The 22809-nt window shown below is 52.6% G+C and carries 22 protein-coding genes; 8 read left to right on the top strand and 14 right to left on the bottom strand.

Annotation, left to right across the window (positions count from 1 at the left end; genetic code table 11):
* Positions 1-691: 691 nt before the first annotated feature.
* The 6 genes from K9N21_01425 to K9N21_01400 form a co-directional block, all read right to left on the bottom strand.
* The gene (locus K9N21_01425) at positions 692-1120 is read right to left on the bottom strand and encodes a secondary thiamine-phosphate synthase enzyme YjbQ (protein ID MCF8142559.1); all 429 of its coding nucleotides are present in this window, start codon (positions 1118-1120) and stop codon (positions 692-694) included.
* A 265-nt stretch (positions 1121-1385) separates the two neighbouring features.
* Complete coding sequence (rodA, locus tag K9N21_01420; protein ID MCF8142558.1) at positions 1386-2489, bottom strand: rod shape-determining protein RodA; 1104 nt, start codon at positions 2487-2489, stop codon at positions 1386-1388.
* A gap of 56 nt (positions 2490-2545) precedes the next feature.
* Entirely contained in the window at positions 2546-4378 is a 1833-nt protein-coding gene (gene mrdA, locus K9N21_01415) for a penicillin-binding protein 2 (GenBank protein MCF8142557.1), read from the bottom strand.
* A 118-nt stretch (positions 4379-4496) separates the two neighbouring features.
* Positions 4497-4967, bottom strand: a complete 471-nt coding sequence (locus K9N21_01410; GenBank protein MCF8142556.1) for a hypothetical protein — start codon at positions 4965-4967, stop codon at positions 4497-4499.
* 322 nt (positions 4968-5289) lie between these two features.
* A complete protein-coding gene (mreC, locus tag K9N21_01405) occupies positions 5290-6123 on the bottom strand; it encodes a rod shape-determining protein MreC (GenBank protein MCF8142555.1) in 834 nt (277 codons plus the stop codon).
* Positions 6124-6187: 64 nt separating this feature from the next.
* Positions 6188-7222 (bottom strand): rod shape-determining protein, encoded by a 1035-nt coding sequence (locus K9N21_01400; protein ID MCF8142554.1) that lies wholly within the window; start codon positions 7220-7222, stop codon positions 6188-6190.
* Positions 7223-7448: 226 nt separating this feature from the next.
* On the opposite strand from K9N21_01400, the gene rpmH reads away from it, so the two are divergent.
* From rpmH to mnmE, 6 genes are all read left to right on the top strand, one after another.
* Entirely contained in the window at positions 7449-7583 is a 135-nt protein-coding gene (gene rpmH, locus K9N21_01395) for a 50S ribosomal protein L34 (protein ID MCF8142553.1), read from the top strand.
* A gap of 48 nt (positions 7584-7631) precedes the next feature.
* Positions 7632-7967, top strand: a complete 336-nt coding sequence (gene rnpA / locus K9N21_01390; GenBank protein MCF8142552.1) for a ribonuclease P protein component — start codon at positions 7632-7634, stop codon at positions 7965-7967.
* Entirely contained in the window at positions 7891-8178 is a 288-nt protein-coding gene (gene yidD, locus K9N21_01385; GenBank protein MCF8142551.1) for a membrane protein insertion efficiency factor YidD, read from the top strand. The genes rnpA and yidD overlap by 77 nt, the downstream gene beginning before the upstream one ends.
* An 88-nt stretch (positions 8179-8266) precedes the next feature.
* Entirely contained in the window at positions 8267-9934 is a 1668-nt protein-coding gene (gene yidC / locus K9N21_01380; GenBank protein MCF8142550.1) for a membrane protein insertase YidC, read from the top strand.
* A 16-nt stretch (positions 9935-9950) separates the two neighbouring features.
* Entirely contained in the window at positions 9951-10724 is a 774-nt protein-coding gene (locus K9N21_01375) for a Jag N-terminal domain-containing protein (protein ID MCF8142549.1), read from the top strand.
* Between the two features lie 85 nt (positions 10725-10809).
* Positions 10810-12192: a tRNA uridine-5-carboxymethylaminomethyl(34) synthesis GTPase MnmE gene (mnmE, locus tag K9N21_01370; GenBank protein ID MCF8142548.1), complete on the top strand. Its 1383-nt coding sequence runs from the start codon at positions 10810-10812 to the stop codon at positions 12190-12192.
* Between the two features lie 308 nt (positions 12193-12500).
* Here the strand turns inward: mnmE and thiC are convergent, their stop codons facing one another.
* Positions 12501-13784 carry a phosphomethylpyrimidine synthase ThiC gene (thiC, locus tag K9N21_01365; protein ID MCF8142547.1) on the bottom strand — a complete coding sequence of 428 codons (1284 nt, stop codon included), beginning with the start codon at positions 13782-13784 and terminating at the stop codon, positions 12501-12503.
* A 421-nt stretch (positions 13785-14205) separates the two neighbouring features.
* Between thiC and K9N21_01360 the strand changes: the two genes are divergently transcribed.
* Together K9N21_01360 and K9N21_01355 are read left to right on the top strand one after the other, a co-directional pair.
* Entirely contained in the window at positions 14206-14859 is a 654-nt protein-coding gene (locus tag K9N21_01360; protein ID MCF8142546.1) for a lysoplasmalogenase, read from the top strand.
* A gap of 387 nt (positions 14860-15246) precedes the next feature.
* Entirely contained in the window at positions 15247-16650 is a 1404-nt protein-coding gene (locus K9N21_01355; GenBank protein ID MCF8142545.1) for a CoA-binding protein, read from the top strand.
* 124 nt (positions 16651-16774) lie between these two features.
* On the opposite strand, the gene K9N21_01350 is transcribed toward K9N21_01355, so the two are convergent.
* The 7 genes from K9N21_01350 to K9N21_01320 form a co-directional block, all read right to left on the bottom strand.
* Positions 16775-17554, bottom strand: coding sequence for an enoyl-CoA hydratase/isomerase family protein (locus K9N21_01350; protein MCF8142544.1), 780 nt, complete (start codon positions 17552-17554; stop codon positions 16775-16777).
* Between the two features lie 8 nt (positions 17555-17562).
* A complete protein-coding gene (locus tag K9N21_01345) occupies positions 17563-18312 on the bottom strand; it encodes a ubiquinone/menaquinone biosynthesis methyltransferase (protein ID MCF8142543.1) in 750 nt (249 codons plus the stop codon).
* A 395-nt stretch (positions 18313-18707) separates the two neighbouring features.
* The gene (locus K9N21_01340; GenBank protein MCF8142542.1) at positions 18708-19280 is read right to left on the bottom strand and encodes a sulfotransferase domain-containing protein; all 573 of its coding nucleotides are present in this window, start codon (positions 19278-19280) and stop codon (positions 18708-18710) included.
* Positions 19281-19705: 425 nt separating this feature from the next.
* Positions 19706-20707, bottom strand: coding sequence for a hypothetical protein (locus K9N21_01335; GenBank protein MCF8142541.1), 1002 nt, complete (start codon positions 20705-20707; stop codon positions 19706-19708).
* The gene (locus K9N21_01330) at positions 20704-21390 is read right to left on the bottom strand and encodes an ABC transporter ATP-binding protein (protein ID MCF8142540.1); all 687 of its coding nucleotides are present in this window, start codon (positions 21388-21390) and stop codon (positions 20704-20706) included. The genes K9N21_01335 and K9N21_01330 overlap by 4 nt, the downstream gene beginning before the upstream one ends.
* Positions 21391-21394: 4 nt before the next feature.
* A complete protein-coding gene (locus K9N21_01325; GenBank protein ID MCF8142539.1) occupies positions 21395-22549 on the bottom strand; it encodes an FtsX-like permease family protein in 1155 nt (384 codons plus the stop codon).
* A gap of 4 nt (positions 22550-22553) precedes the next feature.
* Positions 22554-22808, bottom strand: a complete 255-nt coding sequence (locus tag K9N21_01320) for a hypothetical protein (GenBank protein MCF8142538.1) — start codon at positions 22806-22808, stop codon at positions 22554-22556.
* Position 22809 lies beyond the last annotated feature (1 nt).

Below are 22809 nucleotides of genomic sequence, written 5' to 3'. Positions count from 1 at the left end.
TTATTTATGTTGTCAAAGAGCATTTTTTAGATGCTTGGAACCGAAAGGAAAAAACTTACACTTTATCCGTTCGCCATTATGAGCATATGCTCATAATGGCGGCTTGATTGAGTTCTGACTTTTTACGAGACCGTCAAATATGATGATCATAAAAAAGTCTCTTTTCCGTGGATTCGAGAATTCAGAAAGTTGAGAATTCCAATAGATATACCGGTTAGGGATAAGGATGGCGCTCAACGACGCGGATTTTTCCGCCTCTTGGGAACTCCTCAAATATAATGTAAAAGATTCAGAGTGCAAGTTTCGAGAGGTCTGCAGCGCCCAGACCTTCCGGGGGCCGGAGACGGGAACCGAATCCCTCAGCTTCTTACCCCTAAGGCGGCTTAACCGCCGCAACCCAAAAGATATTGGTGCAAATCCCGGAAATTTTCAGCGCGCTCGCCGATATGGCATCAACTTTTCCGCATGGTGTCCCGCAAGGCGGGATTACAACAAAAGATTCTAATAAATAGTGTCTGAACGAAAACCCGGAAATCCAAAAAGGGTGGAATCGAAAACTTGGTTTTATTAATTTCAACTCTATTCCATCAATTCGGAATTCGCAATTCCTCAATTCGCAATTGTGCCTGAATCACGCCAAGGCGTGATTTTCGTTCAGGCACTGCTAAATATAGTATCCGCTGAAAAAGCATTAAGCCCCTCTATCTCCCGATATCTGAACTACCATACGTCTCCTTCGGGGTCTGTTGTCAAAATCGAGGAGCACGACCTGCTGCCATGTGCCCAGGGTCATCTTTCCATCGACAATCGGAATATGGAGGGACGGACCGAAGATCGCCGCGCGTACGTGGGAGTATCCGTTTCCGTCTCCCCACCGTTCATTATGCTCATAATAGATATCCTCCGGCGCCATTCTTTGGATCGCCTTTTTCAAGTCGTCAATGACGCCGGTTTCAAACTCGATGGTCGTAAGGGCGGCGGTTGATCCTGGAATAAAGAGGGTGACGGCCCCGTTCCGGATATTCGATGCTCCCACTTCACGGGCGACTTCTCCCGTGACATCGATGGCATCCGTATCCGCTGTTGTTTGTATCAAAATCAGGCGGTTTTGAACAGGCATATATTTACCCCAAACAATGTTTATTCTTGCGGTCTTTCCAATTAGTTATGGAACGTCCAGGGATTGCCGGCGGACATCAGGACCGCATGTGATGTCCGTTCGGGAGGGAAAAAAAGGCCCCTTCGTTATTGACCGTCGGGTCTGGACCGGCAACTCAGTGACTTTCCGGAGTATTGGTAAAGTTCCAGCATAGCGTCATATACCATAGCCTCTTGTTTTTGTGCAACAAAAAGCGATCCCATAGGCAGGCTGCGCCGGTGGGGAGTTACTGAAACATGAACCGCCGCATGCTGATATTCATCAGTATTCCCATGGCCGCCATGGTGGTAATGAGGGATGAGCCGCCATAGCTGAAGAGGAGGAGGGGAATGCCCACCACCGGGAGGAGCCCTGTAACCATCCCCACATTGATGGCGACCTGCCAGAAAACGATGGAAACAATACCGACAGCGATCATGGAGCCGAACCGGTCCTTTGAATTTTTCGCGATATTGAGACCCCACAAAATCATGAAGAGATAGATCATGAGAAGCACCGCCGATCCTATCAGGCCCCACTCCTCAGCCAGCACTGAAAAGGCAAAATCGGTATGTTGTTCCGGCAGAAAGTGAAGCCGCGTCTGCGTGCCCTGTAAATACCCCTTTCCCCAGATCTGCCCCGAGCCGATGGCGATTTTGGACTGATTGATGTGATATCCGGCGCCCAGGGGGTCCATGTCGGGCCTCAGAAATGAAAGAACCCGCTTCTGCTGATATTCCTTGAGTCCAAACCAGATCAACGGGGCGGCGAGACCGGATGCCCCGGCCAGAATCACCAGCGATTTCCAGTTTACCTTGGCAATGAGGATCATGGAAAAGGAGATCAGGGCCAGGAAGAGGGAGGTGCCGAGATCGGGTTCCTTCAGGATCAGAAAACAGGGTATTGCCGTGAGGATGAACGGCTGCCAGAGGTCCCTTAAGCGGTATTCCTTGAATTCCCCCCTCTCACTGAAAAACTTGGCCAGAACCAGGACGACGGCGATTTTGGCCAGTTCAGAGGGCTGAAATGAGATCGGTCCCAGGCTGAGCCATCGCTGGGACCCGGACATCACCCTCCCCGCAAAGAGGACCAGGATAAGAAGACCGACGGTGAAGAAATAGGCTGGATAGGCCAGGCGTTCTAAGACGTAGTAGTTGAAGGTCGTCGCCAGAAGGAAGACCGCAAATCCGATCAGAAACCAGTATATCTGTTTCAGAAAAATCTCCGCTCCCCCCATGTCCCGAATCGGGTAGGTGGCGCTGTAGAGATTGAGGATGCTGATGCCTGCTTCCAGTAATAGAAGCAACAGCAGGACCCAGTCAAAATTTTGAATAAGCCGTCGATCCAGCATGGGTTCTCTTCATTGAATTGACTATTGAAAAATCCAGAATCTCCAAAATGAAACGGTCATGATGGGACCTGAAGATATGCCTGTATGATTTCCTTGGCGATCGGGGCTGCCGCGCTCCCTCCGTGTCCCCCATGTTCAACGAGCACTGCCACTGCGATCTCCGGGTTGGAGGCAGGGGCGATAGCAACAAACCAGGCGTGGTCCCTGAATTTAAAAGGGACGGCTTCCTCTCGTTTTGATCCGCCCTCCTTCTTGAGGGCGATGACCTGTGCAGTGCCGGTCTTGCCGGCAACAATGATATCTTTGAGCCTGGCCTTGGACCCCGTGCCATGAGGCTGATTCACCACTCCCACCAGGGCCTTTTTGACCAGCTCGAGATGCTCCGGCTTGATCCCGGCCTCTCCCGCGGAGATTGCCTCAAATTCGAAGAGTGTCTCCCCATCGGATTTCTTGACCCACTTCGTTGTCTGGGGCCTGTATATATGGCCGCCGTTAAAAACCGAGGAAATCAGGTTGGCCATCTGCAAGGGAGTTGTCAGTACAAAACTCTGGCCGATGGAGGTGGAAATGGTCTCGCCGGGCTGCCAGGGAACCCCCCATTTTTTCAACTTCCATTCGGTGGTGGGAACCAGACCACTGCTCTCTTCACCCAGATCAAGGCCTGTTTCCTTTCCCAGACCCAGGCGTTTTGCGTATTGCGCAATCCTGTCAACGCCCAGGCGTTTCCCCACCACATAGAAATAGACATCGCATGATTCGACCAGGGCCCTGTGAAGATTTACCTTTCCATGGCCCCATTTTTTCCAACAGCGATATGTCCCTTTTCCCAACGAGTAGGTGCCGTTACAGAATATCTCTTCTTCCGGCGAAATGACGCCCTCTTCGAGAGCTGCCAGGGCCATGACAATTTTAAAAACCGATCCGGGGGGATATTGACCGCTGATTGCCCTGTTCTGCAGGGGAAACTCCTTTGACAACACCATATCCTGCCATGTCTTTTTGTCCAGCCCCCTGATAAACACATTGGGGTTGAAAGAAGGGCTGCTTGCCAATGCAAGCACCTCGCCATTGAGGGGGTTTATGGCCACGACCGCGCCATGCTTTCCCTGTAGGGATTTTTCGGCAAGTTCCTGCAGGCGTTTGTCAATGGTGAGGCATATGTTGGCGCCCGATATCGGATCTTTTCGAGACACCATCGCAATTTTTCTGCCGGCAGCATCCACCTCCACCTGTTCACCCCCCCGAATGCCATTCAATTGGGCCTGCCACTTCCACTCAACCCCCCTTTTTCCGATGAGATCCCCGGCCCGGTTTTTCGGAAACTGACCGCTCATCAACTGCGCTTCACTGATTTCGCCCACATACCCGAGAACATGGGATGCCAGGCCTTCATAAAAATAGTGCCGCTGGGGTCTGACACGGATCATCAGGCCCGGCAGGTCAAATCGATGGCTCTCAATGCTGGCGAGTTCGTCGCGGGACATGTCGGTTTTGAGGCATACCGGCTTGAAAGGATAGCCGCTGCCGGCCTTGTCCAATATCCGCTCTGCCGCTTCCCGGTCGAGGTCTCCGAGCCTGCTCAGCCTGTCCAGCAGTTCAGACCGGTTCTGGACCTCCTCCGGAATGACATAGAGGTCGTAGGAGGGACGGTTATCGACGAGTACCTCGGAGTTTCTGTCCATGATCATCCCCCTGAAAGGCGGAATGTCATGGAGCCGGATTCGATTATGCTCGGACTTGGCGCGGTAGGCGGGTCCGTTGACAATCTGCAAGGTCCACAGCCTCAAGATCAAGATGCCGAATGCCATCAGCACCACCAGCATGGCAATCTTCAGCTGTTTGCTGAAGATCTCTGAAGAAACAGGATCAAAATGGGATGGTTTCAACACTTGGTGCGCATTCCATTAAAGGGGTTAGTGCCTGCCCGTCATGAGAGAACCGCGTCCGGACAATCGAGTCGGGCCGGTCTGTCTAAGACGGTCAGAAGACAAAGGCGACGGTTGACAATCAGTAGCGGTCGTTCTCCCACGTGGGATCCTTCAGATCCTCCAGGGCCGGGGCATCTTCTTTCCCTGCGGGGATACCCCTCAACCGGTCGAAGAAGCCATACAAAAGCGGGGTAAGGAGGCCGGTGCCGATGATTGAAACCGCTGCCGCGAAAAAAAGCGGTGTTGATAAAACCATGCTGCCAAAAAAGAGCACGGATGCCGCCTGCAGCGTCGCATGTTTAAGAAAAACGGCCAGCGAGACAATGATGATTTGCCCCTTGACTGTCTGAAAATTAAAAAAAAGCGACCCCAGGTATATCCCCAGGAAAACGCTCACATAAATGAAGACGGAAAGGCCGTCCGGGCCGCTGGAAAAGATGTCGATCAGCAGGCCCTGACTCAGGGCAAAGACCCCCGCTTGGGTGCGGCCAAAAGACAGGAAGAGATACCCCGTCAACAGGGTGAGAAGGTCAAAGTCGAAAATCCCCATGCCCCAGGGATTCCTGTCGATTCCCTTTAAAAGGGTAAATGCCGCCCCCACCAGCCAGGCGGCGAGATAGAAATGTGATCGTGCCTTTTCGTGTTCGTGTGATGCGAAGATTGTCTTTTCCTATTCAAATTCCGGTAAGGAGTCTACAGTAAACCATATAAAGCATCAAGGGCCGGCGGTCGGAGGTGGGAGATCAGGGTGGCGAAGCACACATCCCTATTATCCCCCTCATCCCGCCAGCCAGCATCCATTCCCGCTAAGGGTGCGGTATGTATTCGGCAGCACCACCCCCAATGCCCGGTGTCCGACGGATATCCTTCCGTCATTCCACGATTTCCCTCGGATAAACGGTCAGGATGATAAGGACCTCCTCCAACTTGGAAAAATCGACGGAAGGCATTACATCAATATCCTTGAAAAGCTTTCCTTCTCCCTCCTTCACCGCCGAGATTTCTCCCACCGGGAGACCTTTGGGGAAAACTCCTCCCAGACCGGATGTAATAATCAGGTCTCCCACGACCGCATCGCTGGATTTGGCCATGTAGTCCATTTTACAGACCTGGCCTGAAGTCCCTTTTACCATTCCCCTGTCCCGGGACCGTTGCGTCAGGCAGTCAACCGCGCTGTTCTGATCGATAATAAGGAGAACTTTGGCATAGTTATTGGACACGGAAACAATCCTCCCCACCACTCCGGACGCATTGACGACCGGCATGTCCCACTTCAGCCCGGCATTCTTCCCCTTGTCGATAATTACGGATTTGAACCATCCGGTGGGGTCCAGGCCGATCACCTGGGCCGCAACCACCGGTCTCTGAATCGCCTCCTTGAACTGAAGGAGGCTGCGGAGCCTCTCATGGGCGGTCAGCAATTCCTTGTATTGGCCCTGTTCTCTCCTGAAGGATGCCATCTCTTGTTTCAGTCGCCTGTTTTCTCTGCGAACATCAACGAGATAGAAATAATTCGTCCAGAAATCCCTTGTGGCGTTAATCGTCTGTCGGATGAGTTTTTGGAAGGGAGCGGTAATTTCTATAATGAGTTGTTCTACAGGATTCCAGGGTTGTTTCAGACCGGAACTCGAAGAGAGCAAAAACAGTACAAAACATACGAAAAAAATCGATACCCACAGGTTGCGAAAGCGTTTGTCACCTTGCAATGATAAAACCTTGTCCCGTTTTGTCTAACGACGTTCATAAAAAAAGATCAGTCCCCCACGTTGCCTATTTGATAATAACATCTTTGAGCACCGCAAGGTTGTCCAGCGCCATTCCGGAGCCTATGACAATGGCGGTCAGAGGATCTTCGGCCAGGGTAATAGGCACTTTCGTCTCTTCTCTCAGCAAAACATCCAGGTTCTTCAACAGTGCGCCGCCCCCGGCCAGTATGATCCCGGTATCTACGATATCGGCCGCCAATTCAGGAGGTGTCTGCTCCAGTGCGATTCGGACGGTTTCCACAATGGTTTCGATCTGCTCTGAGATGGCTTGCCTTACTTCGTCTGAATCTATTGTCAGGATTTTGGGGATTCCGGTTACCAGATCTCTTCCCTTGACATCGATGGTTTCAGCCTGTTCGTCCGGATAGGCGCTGCCGATAGTGGTTTTTATAAGTTCTGCAGTGGTGATTCCGATCAACAGATTGTATTTTCGTTTGATATACTGGAGTATTGCCTCATCCATCTTGTCGCCGCCCACCCTGACCGATTTGCTGTAGACAATGCCGGCAAGAGATATGACCGCGACCTCGGTCGTACCCCCTCCGATATCGACAACCATATTGCTCTTGGGCTCGGTAATGGGCAGTCCCGCTCCGATGGCCGCAGCCATCGGTTCTTCGATCAGGAAAACCTCTCTGGCTCCGGCAGATTCCGCAGACTCCCGGACCGCCCGTTTTTCAACCTGCGTAATGCCGCTCGGTACACAGATGATAATCCGGGGTCTTACAAAACTTCTTCGGTTGTGTGCCTTTCGTATGAAGTGACGAAGCATCGCTTCCGTGATCTCGAAATCTGCAATCACGCCATCCTTCATCGGCCGGATGGCCACGATATTGCCCGGGGTCCTCCCCAGCATCATCTTGGCATCTCTCCCCACTGCCAACACCTTGTTGCCGCTACGTCCGTTCTTCCGGACTGCCACTACTGACGGCTCGCTCAGGACAATTCCTTTTCCTTTCATGTATACGAGGGTGTTGGCCGTGCCGAGATCTATCGCCAAATCATTAGAGAACAACCCCAAAATAGGATCAAGAAGCATTACCTTCTCCTTTCACATGGACCTGAATATACAAATTTTTAAATAGATAACCGAACCGCCCCAAATTAGCAATTACAAAAAGAAAGAAAATAGATGCCCGCACCATTTTCTTTCATAACGTCCGGAAATGCCGGGAAGATCGTGCGGCAGACAATTTAACTTGACAAGATCCCCATCCGTTAATTATATTAATCTTTTTATTAAATTCACTTAAAGGAATTGCATCATGAAGAGGACGTATCAACCCAGCAACATCAAAAGGGCCAGGACCCATGGTTTCAGAACAAGGATTCGTACAAAATCCGGAATAAACGTTCTAAAGAGCAGGAGGGCCAAGGGGCGGAAGCGTATCGCCGTGTAGGACGCCCCAGCCTTGTCCATTTTCCCCTGGTTTTATGACACCTTTTTCATTTCCAAAAAAAAAAGAATATTGGATCGCGCGGATTTTGTCAATCTAAATCGGTCGGGAAAACGCTGTCACACAAGGCATTTTGTCGTCATTATCAAACAGAACGGGCTGAGCATAACGAGGTTGGGGGTCACTGTCAGCAAGAAGGCGGGCAACGCAGTCAAAAGAAATCGAATCAAACGGCTGATCCGGGAAATTTTCAGGCTCAACCACTCAAGAATCCCCCAAGGATACGATATCGTCGTCGCAGCGAAGAAGGATGCCAGCTACCTGGATCTCTGGAAAGCAAAAGAAGAACTTGAAGAGGTCTTTTTCAAAAAAGAGCTTAGTGTATAGTCTCCGATATATACCTATCTTATTGATATCTATATATCAGCGTTTCATTTCGCCTTTTTCGGCTCCTTCCTGTCGGTTTTACCCCACATGCTCGACATATGCCCGCCATGCTTTCAGCAGGTACGGGATCTTGAAAGGGGGCGGGTTGACCCTTATCAGGATCTCAAAATGCCATCCTTTTCATCCTGGTGGATATGACCCGCTTCAATAAGCCGGGTTATCCGCCGGCCCCGGGATGTCCCGGGTGAGATGGATGATTCCGTATTTTAAACCCCATTAACCAAGGCCAGGCACATATAATGGACAAGCGAACCATATTGGCGTTCATATTATCATTTGTTATCCTCGTGGGATGGTCTCTTTTCTTCGGGCCGAAACAGGAGCAGGCCCCGGTGCAAAAAGAGGTCCCTGCCGACCAATTGGGAGAACAGGTCCCGGAATCCCGAAAAACGGTTCCGCCGCCTCTCCCGGCGACGGACTCCGGACAGGAAGAAACACCGGGCCATGCCATACACGCTGAAGACGAAAAAGAAATCAAAATCGATACGCCGCTCTACACAGCAGTGTTCAGCAATGCCGGGCCCGCCCTCAGGAGTTTTAAACTCAAGCAATACCGACTCACCACGGATCCCTCTTCTCCATTGATCGACCTGGTGTCCTTGAAAAAGGATATGGGCGATGCCTTGCGCATCGCCTTTGACAATCATTCAGCGCCTGAAAACGGGGCCACGATATTTCAGGTCGATCAGGATACGGTTCTTCTGGGCCCTGGCGCTTCCCCTCAGGACATCGTGTTCAAAGGCAGGACCCGGAACGACCTTTCCATTGTTCAAACATTCCGTTTTTATCCGGACCAGTACCGGATCGACCTGAATGTGGAGGTGACGAACAGGTCGGGATCTCCGGTAGAGGGTGTCTTCCGGGGAAGCCTGAAGGCACTGCCTCCGGATGACAAGGGGGGATATTACGCCTATGTGGGCTTTGCCGCACTCCTCAACACCAAGCTGGAAGAGGTGGAGGTGGAGGACCCGTCGGATGAAGAAACCTTGAGGGGGACACTCGGATGGGTTGCCTATGAGGATACGTACTTTATGACGGCCATTGTCCCGGATGTCCCTTCCGAAGGCATGTTTACCGGCCGCCATTTGTCATCAGGGATTCAGGAGGGGACTTATGTCCAGCCTCAGATTTCCATCCCCCCGTCTGAGGTAAAGTCTTCCCAGTATGCACTCTACCTGGGCCCCCGCGACCTGGGGATACTGAAGGATTTCGGAAAAAACCTGGATCGCGCCATTAATTTCGGGTGGACCGACATCATTGCAAAACCCCTTCTCTATATCCTGCGCTTCTTCAACACCTATATCCATAATTACGGCCTCTCGATCATTTTGCTGACGGTCCTGGTTAAGATTCTGTTCTGGCCCCTGACCCACAAGAGCTATAAGTCGATGAAAGAGATGCAGAAGCTCCAGCCTCGAATGGCCAAGCTCAGGGAGAAGTATAAGGGCGACAAGCAGAAATTAAATCAGGAGATGATGGCCCTGTACAAGACCTATAAGGTCAACCCGATGGGCGGGTGCCTCCCGATGATTATCCAGATACCGGTGTTTTTTGCGCTCTTCAGGGTGCTGGGCGGATGTATTGAACTGAGACATGCCCCATTTGCATTGTGGATAAACGACCTTTCGGCCCCTGACCGGCTGTTCCATTTCCCCTTTCAGATCCCATTTATGACGCCGCCCTATGGGATTCCCGTGTTGACGCTCCTTATGGGCGCCTCCATGTTCATCCAGCAGAAGATGACGCCGACGCCGGGCGATCCTGCTCAGGCCAAGATCATGATGTTTTTGCCGATTATTTTCACCTTTATGTTTATCAACTTTCCTTCCGGTCTTGTACTTTACTGGCTTGTCAATAATGTCCTTTCCATCGGCCAGCAATACCGCATTCACAAAAAACCGGGTTAATATTTGGAGGAAAAGCATGGAATCTTTTGAATTTGAAGGAAAAACAGATGAGGACGCCATATTGACAGCGTGCTCGCAACTCAACCTGACAAGAGAGGAACTGGACATCGAAGTCATTGAACCGGGCTCTGCGGGGATTTTCGGGCTCGTCGGCGGGAGAAAGGCCAAGATCAGGGTCGTGGTCATCCGGGAGACACCCGCACCAACTGTTGAAGACACCGATCACCCGGTAGCGGAGGATGTGTCGGCTGCCCCGGTGAAGATCAAACCCAAGGGCATGGAAGAAGATTTTGCGGTGGTGGGAGAAAAGGCAATAGCGGTTGCCAGGGAGGCTCTGGAAAACATCCTGGCCCTGATTCCGATGGAAGAAACCGTGGTTACCGCCGTACAGCGGGACGGCACCATCAATCTCAATATTGAGGGGGATAAATCAGGACTCTTGATAGGGAGAAAAGGGAGGACCCTGGACGCCCTTCAGTTTATTGTGAATAAGATTGTCAATAAGTCGCTGGAAAAGAGGGCCCGTGTCGTTGTCGATTCAGAGAATTATCGTGAAAGGCGGAAGGATTTTCTGGTTCAAATGGCCCTGAAGATGGGAGACAAGGCCAAAAGGATCCGTAAACCGGTGGCCACCAATCTTCTCAATCCCCACGACCGCAGGATTGTGCATCTTGCCCTCAGAGACGAAGAAGAACTGAGCACCAAGGGGAGAGGAGAGGGTATCCTGAAAAAGGTGGTCATTATCCCTAAAAAATACAGCACGTCAAAATCGGCCAAAGAGGACGGTTAGATATCTTTTTGTACCGGCGCCCGTGTAAAACCGTCTCTCCCGGCTGCATGGGCGTCGGGATGCCTCATTTGAGATGCCTCTCGACATGCCTTCTGATCAGGATACCATCGCCGCCATCGCTACCCCGATGGGGCAAGCAGGGATCGGCATCATCCGCATCAGCGGCCCCGGTTGCCTCCCCATCGTCCGGAAGATCTTCAGGCCCAGAAACGCGGTGCCTGATTTCAAGAGTCATCGGCTCTATTTAGGACATTTTTGCGACCCCTCCTCTGGAGACCCTATCGATGAGGTCCTTCTGACCTATATGAAGGCCCCTCGCACCTACACCCGGGAAGATGTTGTTGAAATCAATTCCCACAGCGGCTACATACTCCTTTCCAAGATCCTCGATACCCTCCTGGCGGAAGGGGCGAGATTGGCCGGGCCCGGGGAATTTACGCTGAGGGCATTTCTGAACGGGAGGATCGATCTGACCCAGGCAGAGGCGGTCGTCGATCTGATCCAATCCAGATCGGAAAGAGGTCTTTTCCTGGCCTCGCAACAGATTCGGGGCGCCCTGGGAGAGGAAATCGAGGCATTGAGACAGAAGGCCGTCCATATCCTCGCACGGGCAGAGGCGGCCATCGATTTCCCTGAGGCGGAGGCCGATGCGGTATTGAGGGAAGAGGGCCCGGAAGAGATAGAGACCGGTCTCATGGCCCCTATCGAGTCGTTGATCAGCGCTTCTGAAGGGAGAATCTGGGTGGAAGGTGTCCGCACGGTCATTGCGGGAAGGGTCAATGCCGGCAAGTCAAGCCTTCTGAACCGTCTTCTGAACGAACAGCGGGCCATCGTGACCCCTATCCCGGGCACAACCCGGGATGTTATTGAAGGTTCCCTGAACATCGAAGGGATCCCGCTCCTTCTGATGGATACGGCCGGGTTCCGGAGCGTGGGCGATGAGGTGGAGCGGCTCGGCATCACCCTGACCCGACGCAAATTGAAGGAAGCCGATCTTGTGCTGATTGTCATAGATCAGAGCCGTCCCCTGGGGCAGGACGATCTGAATATTATTCACGAGGCGCGGGGGAAACAGGCCCTGATCGTGATCAACAAGATCGACCTGCCCGTAAGACTCCATGGGGGGACGGATGCCGAGGCACTCTCCCTTTTCCCCTCTGTCAGGGTTTCCGCCCTGACCGGAGAGGGGCTTGATCACCTCAGAACTTCGATAAAGGGCGCCATTCTTGGGAGCGGAACGGATGCCATATCTTCCCACGCCGGGCCCAACGCGAGGCACCGCCATGCCCTTGCCCAGGCCCTCGGGTATTTCAAGGCGGCCGCCCTCAGGATAAGGGAGGATGTCCCGATGGAAATTGTGGCGCTGGAACTCAAGAGCGGTCTGGACGCCCTGGGAGAGATTACCGGAGAGACCACCACAGAGGAGGTCCTGGACAGTATATTCAGCCAATTTTGCCTGGGAAAGTGATTGGGATGGATGATTGTCGATTGTTGAGTGTATACCCCTGACGCGGGCTACGCCCGCAACTCAACGATTGGTCAGGTTTCAGGTCTCGGGATAACGCGTTTCGTTTTCTCCTTTGCTGACAATTGAACACTGAAACCTGGCAACTTACAACATGTTGTCAGTTGAGAGGCCCTAAGGGCTAATCGGCGATCGGCAAAGCAGGGAGATTGTCTCTCATCTGATCAAGGTGTTGACACCCTGTGATTGTGTATAATAGAGAAATATCCAGTCACTGTTTTACTCAATCGACAATCACCAATCGACAATCATCAATTCCCAAAGTACTCCTTGACCTGTTTGATGGCGCAGTATTTTCCGCACATGGTGCAGACATCGTCTTCTGAGGGAGGATTCTGCTCCCGGTATCGCCGCGCCTTTACGGGGTCGATGGCCAGCTCCATCTGGGTCTTCCAGTCGAGGTTCTTTCTGGCAACGGCCATGCTTCTGTCCCGCTCGATGGCGATCCGGTTCCCTTTTGCAATATCCGCGGCATGGGCTGCGATCTTGGTGACGACGACCCCCTCCCTGACATCCTCCACGTTCGGGAGACAAAGATGCTCTGCAGGGGTGACATAGCAGAGGAAATCCGCACCCGCCATGCCGGCGAGGGCCCCCCCAATGGCGCAGGCCACATGATCGTATCCCGCAGCGATATCCGTCACCAGGGGGCCTAAAACGTAAAAAGGGGCGTGGTGGCACAGGCTTTTCTGAAGTTTTATGTTGAGTTCGATTTGATCCAGGGGAACATGGCCCGGGCCTTCAATCATTACCTGGACGTCCCGTTCCCAGGCCAATTGGGTGAGGTGGCCAAGGGTCATCAACTCGTGAATCTGGGCCCGGTCGGTTGCATCGGCCAGACATCCGGGCCGCAATCCGTCTCCCAGACTCAATGTCACATCGTATTTCAGGGCGATGTCCAGGAGCCTGTCATAGTGCTCGTAGAGCGGGTTCTCCCTGTCATGGTGGAGCATCCAGGTGGTCAGGAATGAACCGCCGCGGCTCACAATATCCGTGGTTCTCCCCTGTTTTTTCAGCATCTCCAATGCCGCTCTCGTAAGCCCGCAGTGCACGGTAATGAAATCAATGCCCTCCCGGGCCTGTTGCTCAATAACATCGAACAGCTTGTCAACCGTCAGATGGGTCAGCCCACCCCTCTCTTCTACGGTTTCAACCACAGCCTGATAAATGGGGACGGTTCCGATGGGAAGGGTTGACTCCGCTAAGATTTTTTTTCTCGTCGCGTTCAGCTGACTGCCGGTCGACAGGTCCATTACCGTGTCGGCCCCTGCTTCCATGGACACCCTCAGCTTGGCCATCTCTTCTTCCAGGATAGATTTGTCCGAAGAGGTCCCGATATTGGCATTCACCTTTACAAAGAGCCCTTCACCGATGCCGCACGGGACGAGTCCAGAATGCCTTCTATTGGCAGGAATAACCACCCTCCCCCCGGCGACCTGGTCTCTGAGCCAGACAGGGTCCGCCTGCTCCTTTTCAGCGACGATCTTCATCTCCTGCGTGATAATGCCCGATCTTGCTTGTTTCATCTGGGTCATGATATTCATTTCCTTGCTTGGTGTTTATGTCTTCGCCTGTTATTCGCCGGACGGTCTGTGACATTCGGCGAATTCCACTGCCTTTCCAGAATTTCGATCTGTTGGGTCAGCTGTCACCTTCTGAATATTTATGCTACAGGGGAAGCGCACATGTCGTAAATGTTCTGAAAGCAACTTCTTTTGGACGTGGTCCGAACATTATACTTGCAAACAGGCGTGATCAACAGGTAAAAAAAGAAAATTTTGCCACATGGGGCTTGGGTGGATCCCCTGTATCATAGGCCCACCATACAACGAAGAGTGCGCAGGCGAGTCCGTTCGCGATTGTCCAAGAGGAATATAGCACGTTATATTATGAATTTCAAACACTCGATCCCACAATTAGTGAGGGGCCGCCTCAACAGGGGGTAACAGAACCGAAATGACGTCCGATATCATCATTATTGCTGCCGCCGCCATCCTCCTCCCCATTCTCCTCTATTATGAATACAAAGAAAACCATAGAGGCCTCCTCCCCGCGAAGACCGCCCTTTCCGCCCTGTTTGTCATCACCGCCCTGATCCAGGCCCATCCGATGCCTGCCTATTACCATTTCCTCCTGATCGGCCTGTTGTTCTGCCTGGCCGGGGATGTATTTCTCGCCCTGCCCCGGGACGGAATGTTCCGTCTCGGATTAATTTCATTCCTCATCGGGCATATTGCTTATGTTTTCGCCTTTTTCACCACAATCCATATAAACGTCTGGACCTGGTGGGGAACCCTCGTCACGCTTATGGCCAGCGGATGGATATACCTCCGGCTCAAGCCTTTTCTTGGAAGCATGAATGCACCGGTCCTGGCCTATATCGTCATCATCACCATCATGGTTTCGGGCGCCTGGTCCGTGTGGGGGGACCCCCGTCTTGCCTGGAACGGCCGGATGATGATTTTTGCAGGGGCGTGCTGTTTCTATATATCGGACATATTTGTGGCACGGGACCGGTTCGTGAAAAAGGAGGCGTTTAATCGATTTATCGGGCTTCCCCTCTACTACGGAGGGCAGTTTCTCCTGGCCTTCTCCGTGGGGCAACTTTAGGCCCTTATTGCCTTCCAATAACCCTGTAACAAAAAACAAGAAAATCTGTTTGTATCTCAGTACGCCTTATTTTATAAACTCACACGGAGCCACCCCGAGTGAAACAACAGAGAAAAAGGTTTCACCCCGGTTAAATAAAGAAAACAAAAGATTTAACTGGGCAGGCGGGGCAGGCAAAGAACACAGAGAAAAGGGCATGTTCCCGTTTCTTTACAAAAAAAACCTTTGTGTGCTCTGTCTCTGTGTGAGTCCCGCGGTGACGGGATTGGTTGCGGGTATCCGCTTTAGAGAATACCCGTAACTCGCAGAAGGTTACGCCATTTCACGCTTCCAACATTCCGATTGTGAGCCAAGCCAACCGGGTTTTTATAAGATGGGGTGAATGCCGTGCAGAACAACAACGAACATATCCTTGCCGGATTCTTACAACCTGATAATGTTGCCGTGGTAGGCGCATCCAATAATCCCGCAGGCATCAACTACTACCTGGTGGCCAATCTGGTCCACCTCGGCTTTAAGGGTAAGATCTTTCCTGTGAACCCGAAGGAAAAGGAGATCATGGGCCTTCGGGCCTATCCGAGCCTGGCGGAGATCGATGAATCCGTGGATCTGGCGGTGATCGGGGTGTCCCATGCCCTGGTACCGGGAATACTGAGAGACTGCGTCCTGAAGGGGATCCGGCGGGTCACTGTCATTGCGGGCGGGTTTTCTGAGTCCGGGGAACAGGGAAAAGCCGCGCAAGAAGAGATGCGGCAGATGGTAAAGGATCACGGCATCCGGGTCATCGGCCCCAATGCCCTCGGCCCTATCAATGTGCCGGCCAGTTTCTGCATCAGCTTTCATCCGTTAAGCGCCATGAAGAGGGGCGGGCTTTCTCTCATTTTTCAGTCGGGTCTCTATGAACCCAGGTTCACCTGGCTACTGACGGATTTCAACCTCCATCTCAACAAGCTTATCGACTTGGGCAATAAGATGGACATCAACGAGGTGGATGCCCTGAGCTATCTGGTCCATGACCCGGGAACCGATGTGATCGGCATTCATCTTGAGGGCATCGCCGGCGACGGGCGGGAGTTCCTGCGGCTTATTCGGGAGGCGCGGCACCATAACAAACGGATAGTGGTCCTCAAATCAGGCCGGACCCGGGCCGGCGCAAAGGCCGCGGCGTCCCATACCGGGGCCATGGTCCAGGGGAGTGATCGGGTGTTTGACAGTGCCATGAAGCAGTGTGGGGCCTTGCGGGCCGGCACCCTGGAGGAGTTCTTCTACCTGTCCCGCGCCCTGGAACGTTTCGGTCCTGTGTCCATGAAGGGAAACCGCGTATTCCTTGCCACATTCCCGGGGGGTGAAGGGGTGATCACCACCGATCTGTGTGAGTCGGAAGGTCTCAGACTGGCCGAGACGGAGCAGGCAACTATTGAAAAATTGCGCAAGGTATTTCCCCCCTGGGATATCCCGGCCAACCCCTGGGACCTGGGCCTCACCATACAGTTTCACGAACCGAATCGGGTCTACCGGATCATCGTCGAGGCCATGATGAACGACCCCAATGTGGATGCCCTGGCGATTCAGCTCCACCCGATGGCATTTCTGTTCCCCAATGAACTCCTGGAGGTGTTCGGCAGCGCTGCGGCCCTGCAAAAACCGATCGCCCTGTGGCTTGCCGGCATGGACCCCGGAAGGCACGAGGTCCTGCAGTCGCTGGAAGATCAGCGTGTGGTCATCTTCCCTTCTCCGGAAAAGGCGATCCACGCCCTGTCGGCCCTTTACCGGTTAAGGAGGGAGGATTGAAAGTTGCCTTGCGTGCCCTGTCCGGGACCCAAAGAATCTCACACAGAGACACGGAGAACACAGACAAAAATCAACTGGAACAGTGAAGGATTGGAATAAAGGAAGTTGATCTGATACCCCGGCTTCAAAAATACCGGCTTGTTTTTTCCCCTTTCCCGAGTCTCGCCCGAAGGGCCAGGAGGGTCTGATTCCGATCCTCCATATGGAGCGCCTGTTCCAGGCCGTTGGCATCCATATTCATATTGATCGCCTCCTTGGTCAACCGGAGACCCATAGGATTTTTGCTGTTCAGGGTGCGGGCCACATCGAGCGCCGTATCCATGAGACGGTCGCGCGCCACCAGCCGGCTCACAAGACCCAAAGAGACCGCCTCCTCCGATGACATGAACTCACCGGTCAACATGAACTCATATGCCCTTCCGGCCCCGATGAGACGCGGCAGGAAATAGCTGCAGGCCATATCAGCCCCGCCGAGCCCGATATTGATAAAGGCGGCGCAAAACCGGGCGTCCGTGCTGATCACCCGTATATCCGATGCGAGGGCGAAACTGAAGCCCAGGCCGACGGCCGCGCCGTGGATTGCACAGACAATAGGTTGGGGAGCGTGGCGCATGGCCAGGGTGATCCGCGCCAGACGCGCCTGAAACCTGTAGAACTGATCCGTATCCATATCAGGCAATGTCTTCATGGCTGCCTTCATGTCGAGCCCGGCGCAGAAATTCCTGGTCCCATTCCCTCTCAAGACAATAACGTGGGTGTCGAGGTCATACCGCCGGTTGCGCCAGAAGTCCGCCAGTTCTTCCGCCATTTGTGAGTTGACGGCGTTATACCTGCGGGGACGGTTCAGAGACAATATGCCGATGCCCACTTCCACTACCTCATATTCGATGGTTTCATAATCCATGGAACTTGTCAGCGGCTCCTTTCAGGTTTGCGGCCCACAAAGAGACGGCATATCCCCAGGGTCAAGGCATAGGCCCGGACCTCCACCCACCCGGCATCCTGCATGATTCCGGCAAAGTCCGCGACCAATGGAAAATTCATGATGGAATCGCCGAGGTACTGATATGCCTCGGGGTTTGGAGAAAAGGCCCCGGCGACTAGGGGCAGAAGCCTCTTCAAATAGAGATCATAACCCCGGCGAAAATACCCGCTGTGAGGGAGCGTCAGTTCCAGGATCAGGATCTCTCCCCCCGGGACGACCACCCGCCTCAACTCCTTCAACGCGTTTAGTTTGTCAGGGATATTGCGTATGCCGAATGCCATTCCAACGGCATCAAAGGTATCCTGGGGAAACGGGAGGTGGAGGGCATCCCCCTGTATCAGATCAATATTTCGGGAAAGCCTCCGATGCTTGACTTTTCTCCTCCCCTGATCCAGCATCGCCTCTGAAAAATCAAGCCCTGTCCCTTGCATTTCAGGGCGGTGGATGGCCGCCTCGATGAGCAGATCGCAGGTGCCGGTGGCCACATCCAGAAACCTGCGGGTCTTAAAAAGTCTTATCCGTCTGATGGCAAAACGGCGCCAGAAAACATCCCGTCTCAGGCTCAGAGAATGGTTCAGGAAATCATACTTCCCGGTGATCGTGGAAAATATCTCCTTGACCATGTCGATCCGGTCCGTGTCCCGGATACAATTACTTAACGAATATTTTTCACCCATTTGGTGCCTGAGTTGTGTAACCCCTTTAAAAATAAGATTCCGCGTGAGGCATTTCGGGTCACGCTATCCGGTTCGGGAATCATAACGCTTCAAGCAAATTATGTAAAGCCATGGAACCGAGGGCGGTGCCTGGTCAATTGCCGGAGGCGTGTTCGGACTGATATTTGAGTTTTATAAGAACGTCCGGCGGGTCGAGATCGAGGAAGCCCGGGCAGGAGAGGCACTCCACCTCTACGAAAATATCGTATTGACGGCATTCAGAGAGGTGGAAGACGCCTTGGTGGAGATCACCACCTACAAGCGAGAGATGGAGACCGTGAAGAGGAAGGAGAATGCGGCCTACAATGCCAACCGGCTGGGGCGCTTGCGGTACGACAAGGAAATCACCAGCAGATTCACTTCCACCAGCCAACTTTTCGGTCTATGTTCTGGAACCGGTCAACATCACAATGAAGCATCTTTCCGATATGGGCCATTGTGCCGTCAAAATCCTTTAAGATACTGTCATACTTCACGTTAATGATATTGGGGGTCTTCTCGCTGGCGGTACCCCATGCTCCGATATAATACTCCCAGAAGTCTCGAGGCGTCATATCAATGCCTTTAAAAAAATCAACGGCGCCAGGGAATTTTGCACTGCCTGTCAAAGTCCTTACATTTGTGACAACGCTATCAGGTTCTTTTTCCGCCCACATATTCTTATAGGGTGTCTTAAGAAAGACCTGGTAACTTTCGATCTTCAAACCGAATCTCTCCCTCAGGACGAAAATGGATTTGGCCACCCCTTCGAAATCCCGCCATATATGAACATATGCCACACGGGGATCATTTGCAACTTGGGGCAATTGATGATTCCCATATATTTTCAGGTAATCGGAATCATGCAAAAAATTCGTGCTGATGAGGGCGGTTATGTAGTGGGTCCCGGATCGCGGATGCCCTGTGCAAAAAATATCCTTATATTTCATAATCTTTTTCTTTGAAGCATTTCCCCAAGGCGGTCTGACGGCCGCAAGCAAAAAGGTATGGGTGCAAATCCCGGAAATTTTCAGAGCGCGCGTGGGGGGTTGCAGTCAGCATGAGTCTTTTGTTTTTGGGTTTCGTCTCACATCGGCGAGGAGTTGTCAAGAGCGGAATGATCTTTGGGGTCAGCAATCGGTTTTTCTTATGGTGCAATCATGCGGGTGGAAAGCAGCCTGCAGAAGCTAAACGGTTTCTGACCACATCGAGCGATGGTATGAAGGATACCTTTGAAAGGCGATCAATGGCCCTAAAATTGAGGCTGGAGGCTTGGATTTTGGCATCGCGGGATCCCGTTGTGGAATTAGGGAGAGGAAGAGAATCAAGGTCTCGAACGTCATGGACCGGCGTAAGTGAAAAATTGGCTGAAGCGCTAGTATGCCGCCATACTGAGGTTTGAAAAGAGGATTGCGTATCCTGTGACCAGCAGGAAAAGGAGGTTCGAGAGGATCGATATCAGGGCGAGCCTTTTTTGAATGGGCGGGATAATGGTTCGGAGGCTTTCGATGTTTCGAAACGGCATGATGATGCCGGCCCCCATTCCGGATACAGCACCCAAAAGAAGCGCTGAATACAGGACATACCCCACATATCCGTACTCCGGCTGTATGACGCAGAACGGGCAGTGGTGTGTGGGCAGCTCATAGACATAAATGCTGATAAAAGAAATGAGTGCGACAATAGATATGAGAAAATGAATCAATGATGCGATGGAAAAGGGATAGGCGCCTTTGTTTTTCAGGTAGACACAAAGCCCCAATGCCATTGTGATCGGGGCGCTTATGAAAAAAACTGCTTCCGACAGTTCACGAGGAAGGGCAAGAAGGTCGGATATGACGGTTTCGGCGTCCGCGGTAAAAAGGGTTCCGCAGCAGGATGTGATGATATTCGGCTTGAGGCCCAGAAGATACCCCCCCTCAACAATGGTTTCGACAATCAGAAAAGCGGCAATGAAAAGGAGGAACCAATACTTGGTTCGGATCAATGGATAGTCATGGGCCTTGTTGTCGGTAAAGTTGAGAATGAGCCACAGACCGGATAGAAGAAAGCTGACGATCTTTAAAATGAGGGCCGGATAGCCGAATCCATTCACCTTGAGGCTCCCGGCGGCACACATGGCGCCGATAAAGAGGGGGCTGATGGTATCGGCCGTATAGATGAACAGAAACAGGGAAAGGAGCTGAAATCCCAGGACATAATTCATGACCGTTGAAACCAGATAGGTTCTTCGCTCAAGCGCCAGTTGACGCTCACTGCCGCTGCTGATATCCCAATGCCGGATGATTCGCACCCCTTCGTATGAGGCATAGCACAGCATGGCGGTGGTCAGGACCGAACCCAGAAGCAATGCCAGAATACCGGGATGAAAGGTCATGGAACATCCCCTGAGGACACAACCTTCCCGTCTCTCATATCGACGATTCGATCTATGACATCGGACTCATACACGAGAGGGTCATGGCTGGCGACGAGAAGGGTTTTTCCGTTTTTCTTAAAGTGCCTCATGATCTCAATGAGTTCCATGGAGAGTCGGGTGTCCAGGTGCGCGGTCGGCTCATCTGCAATGATGATGGGGGGATCGTTGATCAGGGCCCTGGCAATGGCGACCCTTTGCGCCTCCCCGCCTGAAAGCCACTCCACCTTTGATAGGGCCTTGTCCCCAAGGTTCAACAGACCGAGCAGATCCATGGCCCGCTTCTTCAGAGCGGCATGCTTCTCGCCCTTCGGGTAGGCTGGGATCATCACATTTTCCAGGGTGGTAATGCCCTTGATGAGATTGAACTGCTGAAACATGAAGCCGAATGTTTCCCGTCTGATTTCCGTAAGAAACCGCTCGGGAAGGCTGGTGATTTCCCGCTCGTTCAGTGTGATTCTGCCCGATGTCGGTCTGGCCATACATCCCAGCATGCTCAACAGGGTGGTTTTTCCGGACCCGCTCGGTCCCTTCAGTGCGGTGGCCCCGTGGGAGGCGATGGTGAGCGTCACCCCTTCGATGGCCACAAATTCATTGGGTTTGCCCGCATTGAAAACCTTTCGAATATCCTGAAGGTGAATCATGATCTCACATCCTCATGACGGAATCCGGGTCAACCGTTGCCGACCGCCAGGAAGGGATGATGGTTGCCACGGTATAGGGAATGACGGTTAAAAAAAACAGGGTCGCTATCTGATAGGCATTGAGATACGGCGTCAGCCTGAAATGGGGATAGATGACCGACCACCCCTTTAATACGGGCTCGAACAGTATGGCAGATGATAGAAAAATGTGGAGGTAGGCTAGAAACGTTCCCATGAAAAACGCCGCAAGGGACAGTGTAGCGCCTTCCCAGAATTTCATCAGGAGGATATCCGAGGTTTCCCATCCGATCGCCTTGAGGATACCGATCTCCCGTTTTTCCTCCCCGCTCAATCCCGTTGCCTTGTCCCACGCCAGGATGATGAAGGCAAAAATAGCGCCTGACAGAACCAAGATGATCATTCCGCCGCGCCAGTCGAAAACCGCGTCATAGGTTCGCAGGATCTCTTCCCGCAGTATGGGACGGGTATCCGGATGGCGTTGCGTGATCTTGGCGGCAATGGTGGCAAGTTCTTTGGCGTTTCTGACCTTGAGCACCAGATCCGTGGCATGATCATGGGAAATGGCAAAAATTTTTCTGAAATCCGTCTCCGATACCAATATCAGATCAGTGGTAACCAGTTGGGATGAAAAAGAGAGGATCCCCTTCACCTTCAGGGTGAGAACGGATCCGTCATAGGTCTTGAAAGGGATAATGTCGTTTTTCCGGATGGCCTTTTTCCCCTTTCCGGTCCCGCTCCGCCATGACACGCCGCTGCCGATGATGATCTGTCCCACGCAATCTTTTAGATCCGGGTTGGCCATCAGGGTAAAGTTCGTGCCGCTCAGGGCGTCGTAGTAATATCCCCATAACCGCGGCGCAACGGATTGAACCCCCCGAATCCGGCGGATGGAGTCGATATAGTGATTGGGAATCAGATCCTGCCTCCCCGCCACCAGTCTTTGGACCGTCATTTCAGGCGCGCCCTGAAGGATCAGGGACGCCTCTTTCTTTATGGAGTGCGTAAAAAAGAGGACCGAGGCCAACAGGAAGATCACAAACGTATACACCGTCACCAGGGCAAGATTTTTGCCCTTTCTTCTCCCCAGGGAAGAGAGGGTGAAATCAAGTATATTCCTTTGTTTATCGATGTATCCCATATCATCACCACTGCGACTGCGTGTTGAGGTGAGGCGGCACCGGCATGATGGCGCCCGTTGGAAAGTGTTCGAGGGACGTGGGGTGGTCCTGAAACGGCGTATTCAGATCCGTCATACTCGGATGGCGGGTGTAGCGCGCCTCTGTAAACAGGCACAAATCGGTCAGCGTCAGCACCCTTACCATCTCACGTCGCTCCTGAACCGCTTCCCTGTCAAGACGCCGGCTGACGGCCGCATCCAGGAATATCAGACAAATCAGA

This window comes from Deltaproteobacteria bacterium, from assembly GCA_021737785.1.
Taxonomy (GTDB): domain Bacteria; phylum Desulfobacterota; class DSM-4660; order Desulfatiglandales; family Desulfatiglandaceae; genus AUK324.
Note: the sequence above shows the minus strand (reverse complement) of the source record. Positions and strands in the feature narration are given on the sequence as shown.

What these genes read in the sequence shown, in the direction of transcription:
- K9N21_01425 (MCF8142559.1), bottom strand. Translation starts at nt 1,120, where the DNA reads ATGCCTGTTCAAAACCGCCTGATTTTGATACAAACAACAGCGGATACG.
- K9N21_01410 (MCF8142556.1), bottom strand. Translation starts at nt 4,967, where the DNA reads ATGGGGATTTTCGACTTTGACCTTCTCACCCTGTTGACGGGGTATCTC.
- K9N21_01345 (MCF8142543.1), bottom strand. Translation starts at nt 18,312, where the DNA reads ATGGGTGAAAAATATTCGTTAAGTAATTGTATCCGGGACACGGACCGG.
- K9N21_01340 (MCF8142542.1), bottom strand. Translation starts at nt 19,280, where the DNA reads ATGAAATATAAGGATATTTTTTGCACAGGGCATCCGCGATCCGGGACC.
- K9N21_01360 (MCF8142546.1), top strand. Translation starts at nt 14,206, where the DNA reads ATGACGTCCGATATCATCATTATTGCTGCCGCCGCCATCCTCCTCCCC.
- K9N21_01335 (MCF8142541.1), bottom strand. Translation starts at nt 20,707, where the DNA reads ATGACCTTTCATCCCGGTATTCTGGCATTGCTTCTGGGTTCGGTCCTG.
- yidC (MCF8142550.1), top strand. Translation starts at nt 8,267, where the DNA reads ATGGACAAGCGAACCATATTGGCGTTCATATTATCATTTGTTATCCTC.
- K9N21_01400 (MCF8142554.1), bottom strand. Translation starts at nt 7,222, where the DNA reads ATGCTTCTTGATCCTATTTTGGGGTTGTTCTCTAATGATTTGGCGATA.
- rodA (MCF8142558.1), bottom strand. Translation starts at nt 2,489, where the DNA reads ATGCTGGATCGACGGCTTATTCAAAATTTTGACTGGGTCCTGCTGTTG.
- yidD (MCF8142551.1), top strand. Translation starts at nt 7,891, where the DNA reads ATGCCAGCTACCTGGATCTCTGGAAAGCAAAAGAAGAACTTGAAGAGG.
- mnmE (MCF8142548.1), top strand. Translation starts at nt 10,810, where the DNA reads ATGCCTTCTGATCAGGATACCATCGCCGCCATCGCTACCCCGATGGGG.
- thiC (MCF8142547.1), bottom strand. Translation starts at nt 13,784, where the DNA reads ATGACCCAGATGAAACAAGCAAGATCGGGCATTATCACGCAGGAGATG.
- K9N21_01330 (MCF8142540.1), bottom strand. Translation starts at nt 21,390, where the DNA reads ATGATTCACCTTCAGGATATTCGAAAGGTTTTCAATGCGGGCAAACCC.
- K9N21_01325 (MCF8142539.1), bottom strand. Translation starts at nt 22,549, where the DNA reads ATGGGATACATCGATAAACAAAGGAATATACTTGATTTCACCCTCTCT.
- K9N21_01375 (MCF8142549.1), top strand. Translation starts at nt 9,951, where the DNA reads ATGGAATCTTTTGAATTTGAAGGAAAAACAGATGAGGACGCCATATTG.
- rpmH (MCF8142553.1), top strand. Translation starts at nt 7,449, where the DNA reads ATGAAGAGGACGTATCAACCCAGCAACATCAAAAGGGCCAGGACCCAT.
- K9N21_01350 (MCF8142544.1), bottom strand. Translation starts at nt 17,554, where the DNA reads ATGGATTATGAAACCATCGAATATGAGGTAGTGGAAGTGGGCATCGGC.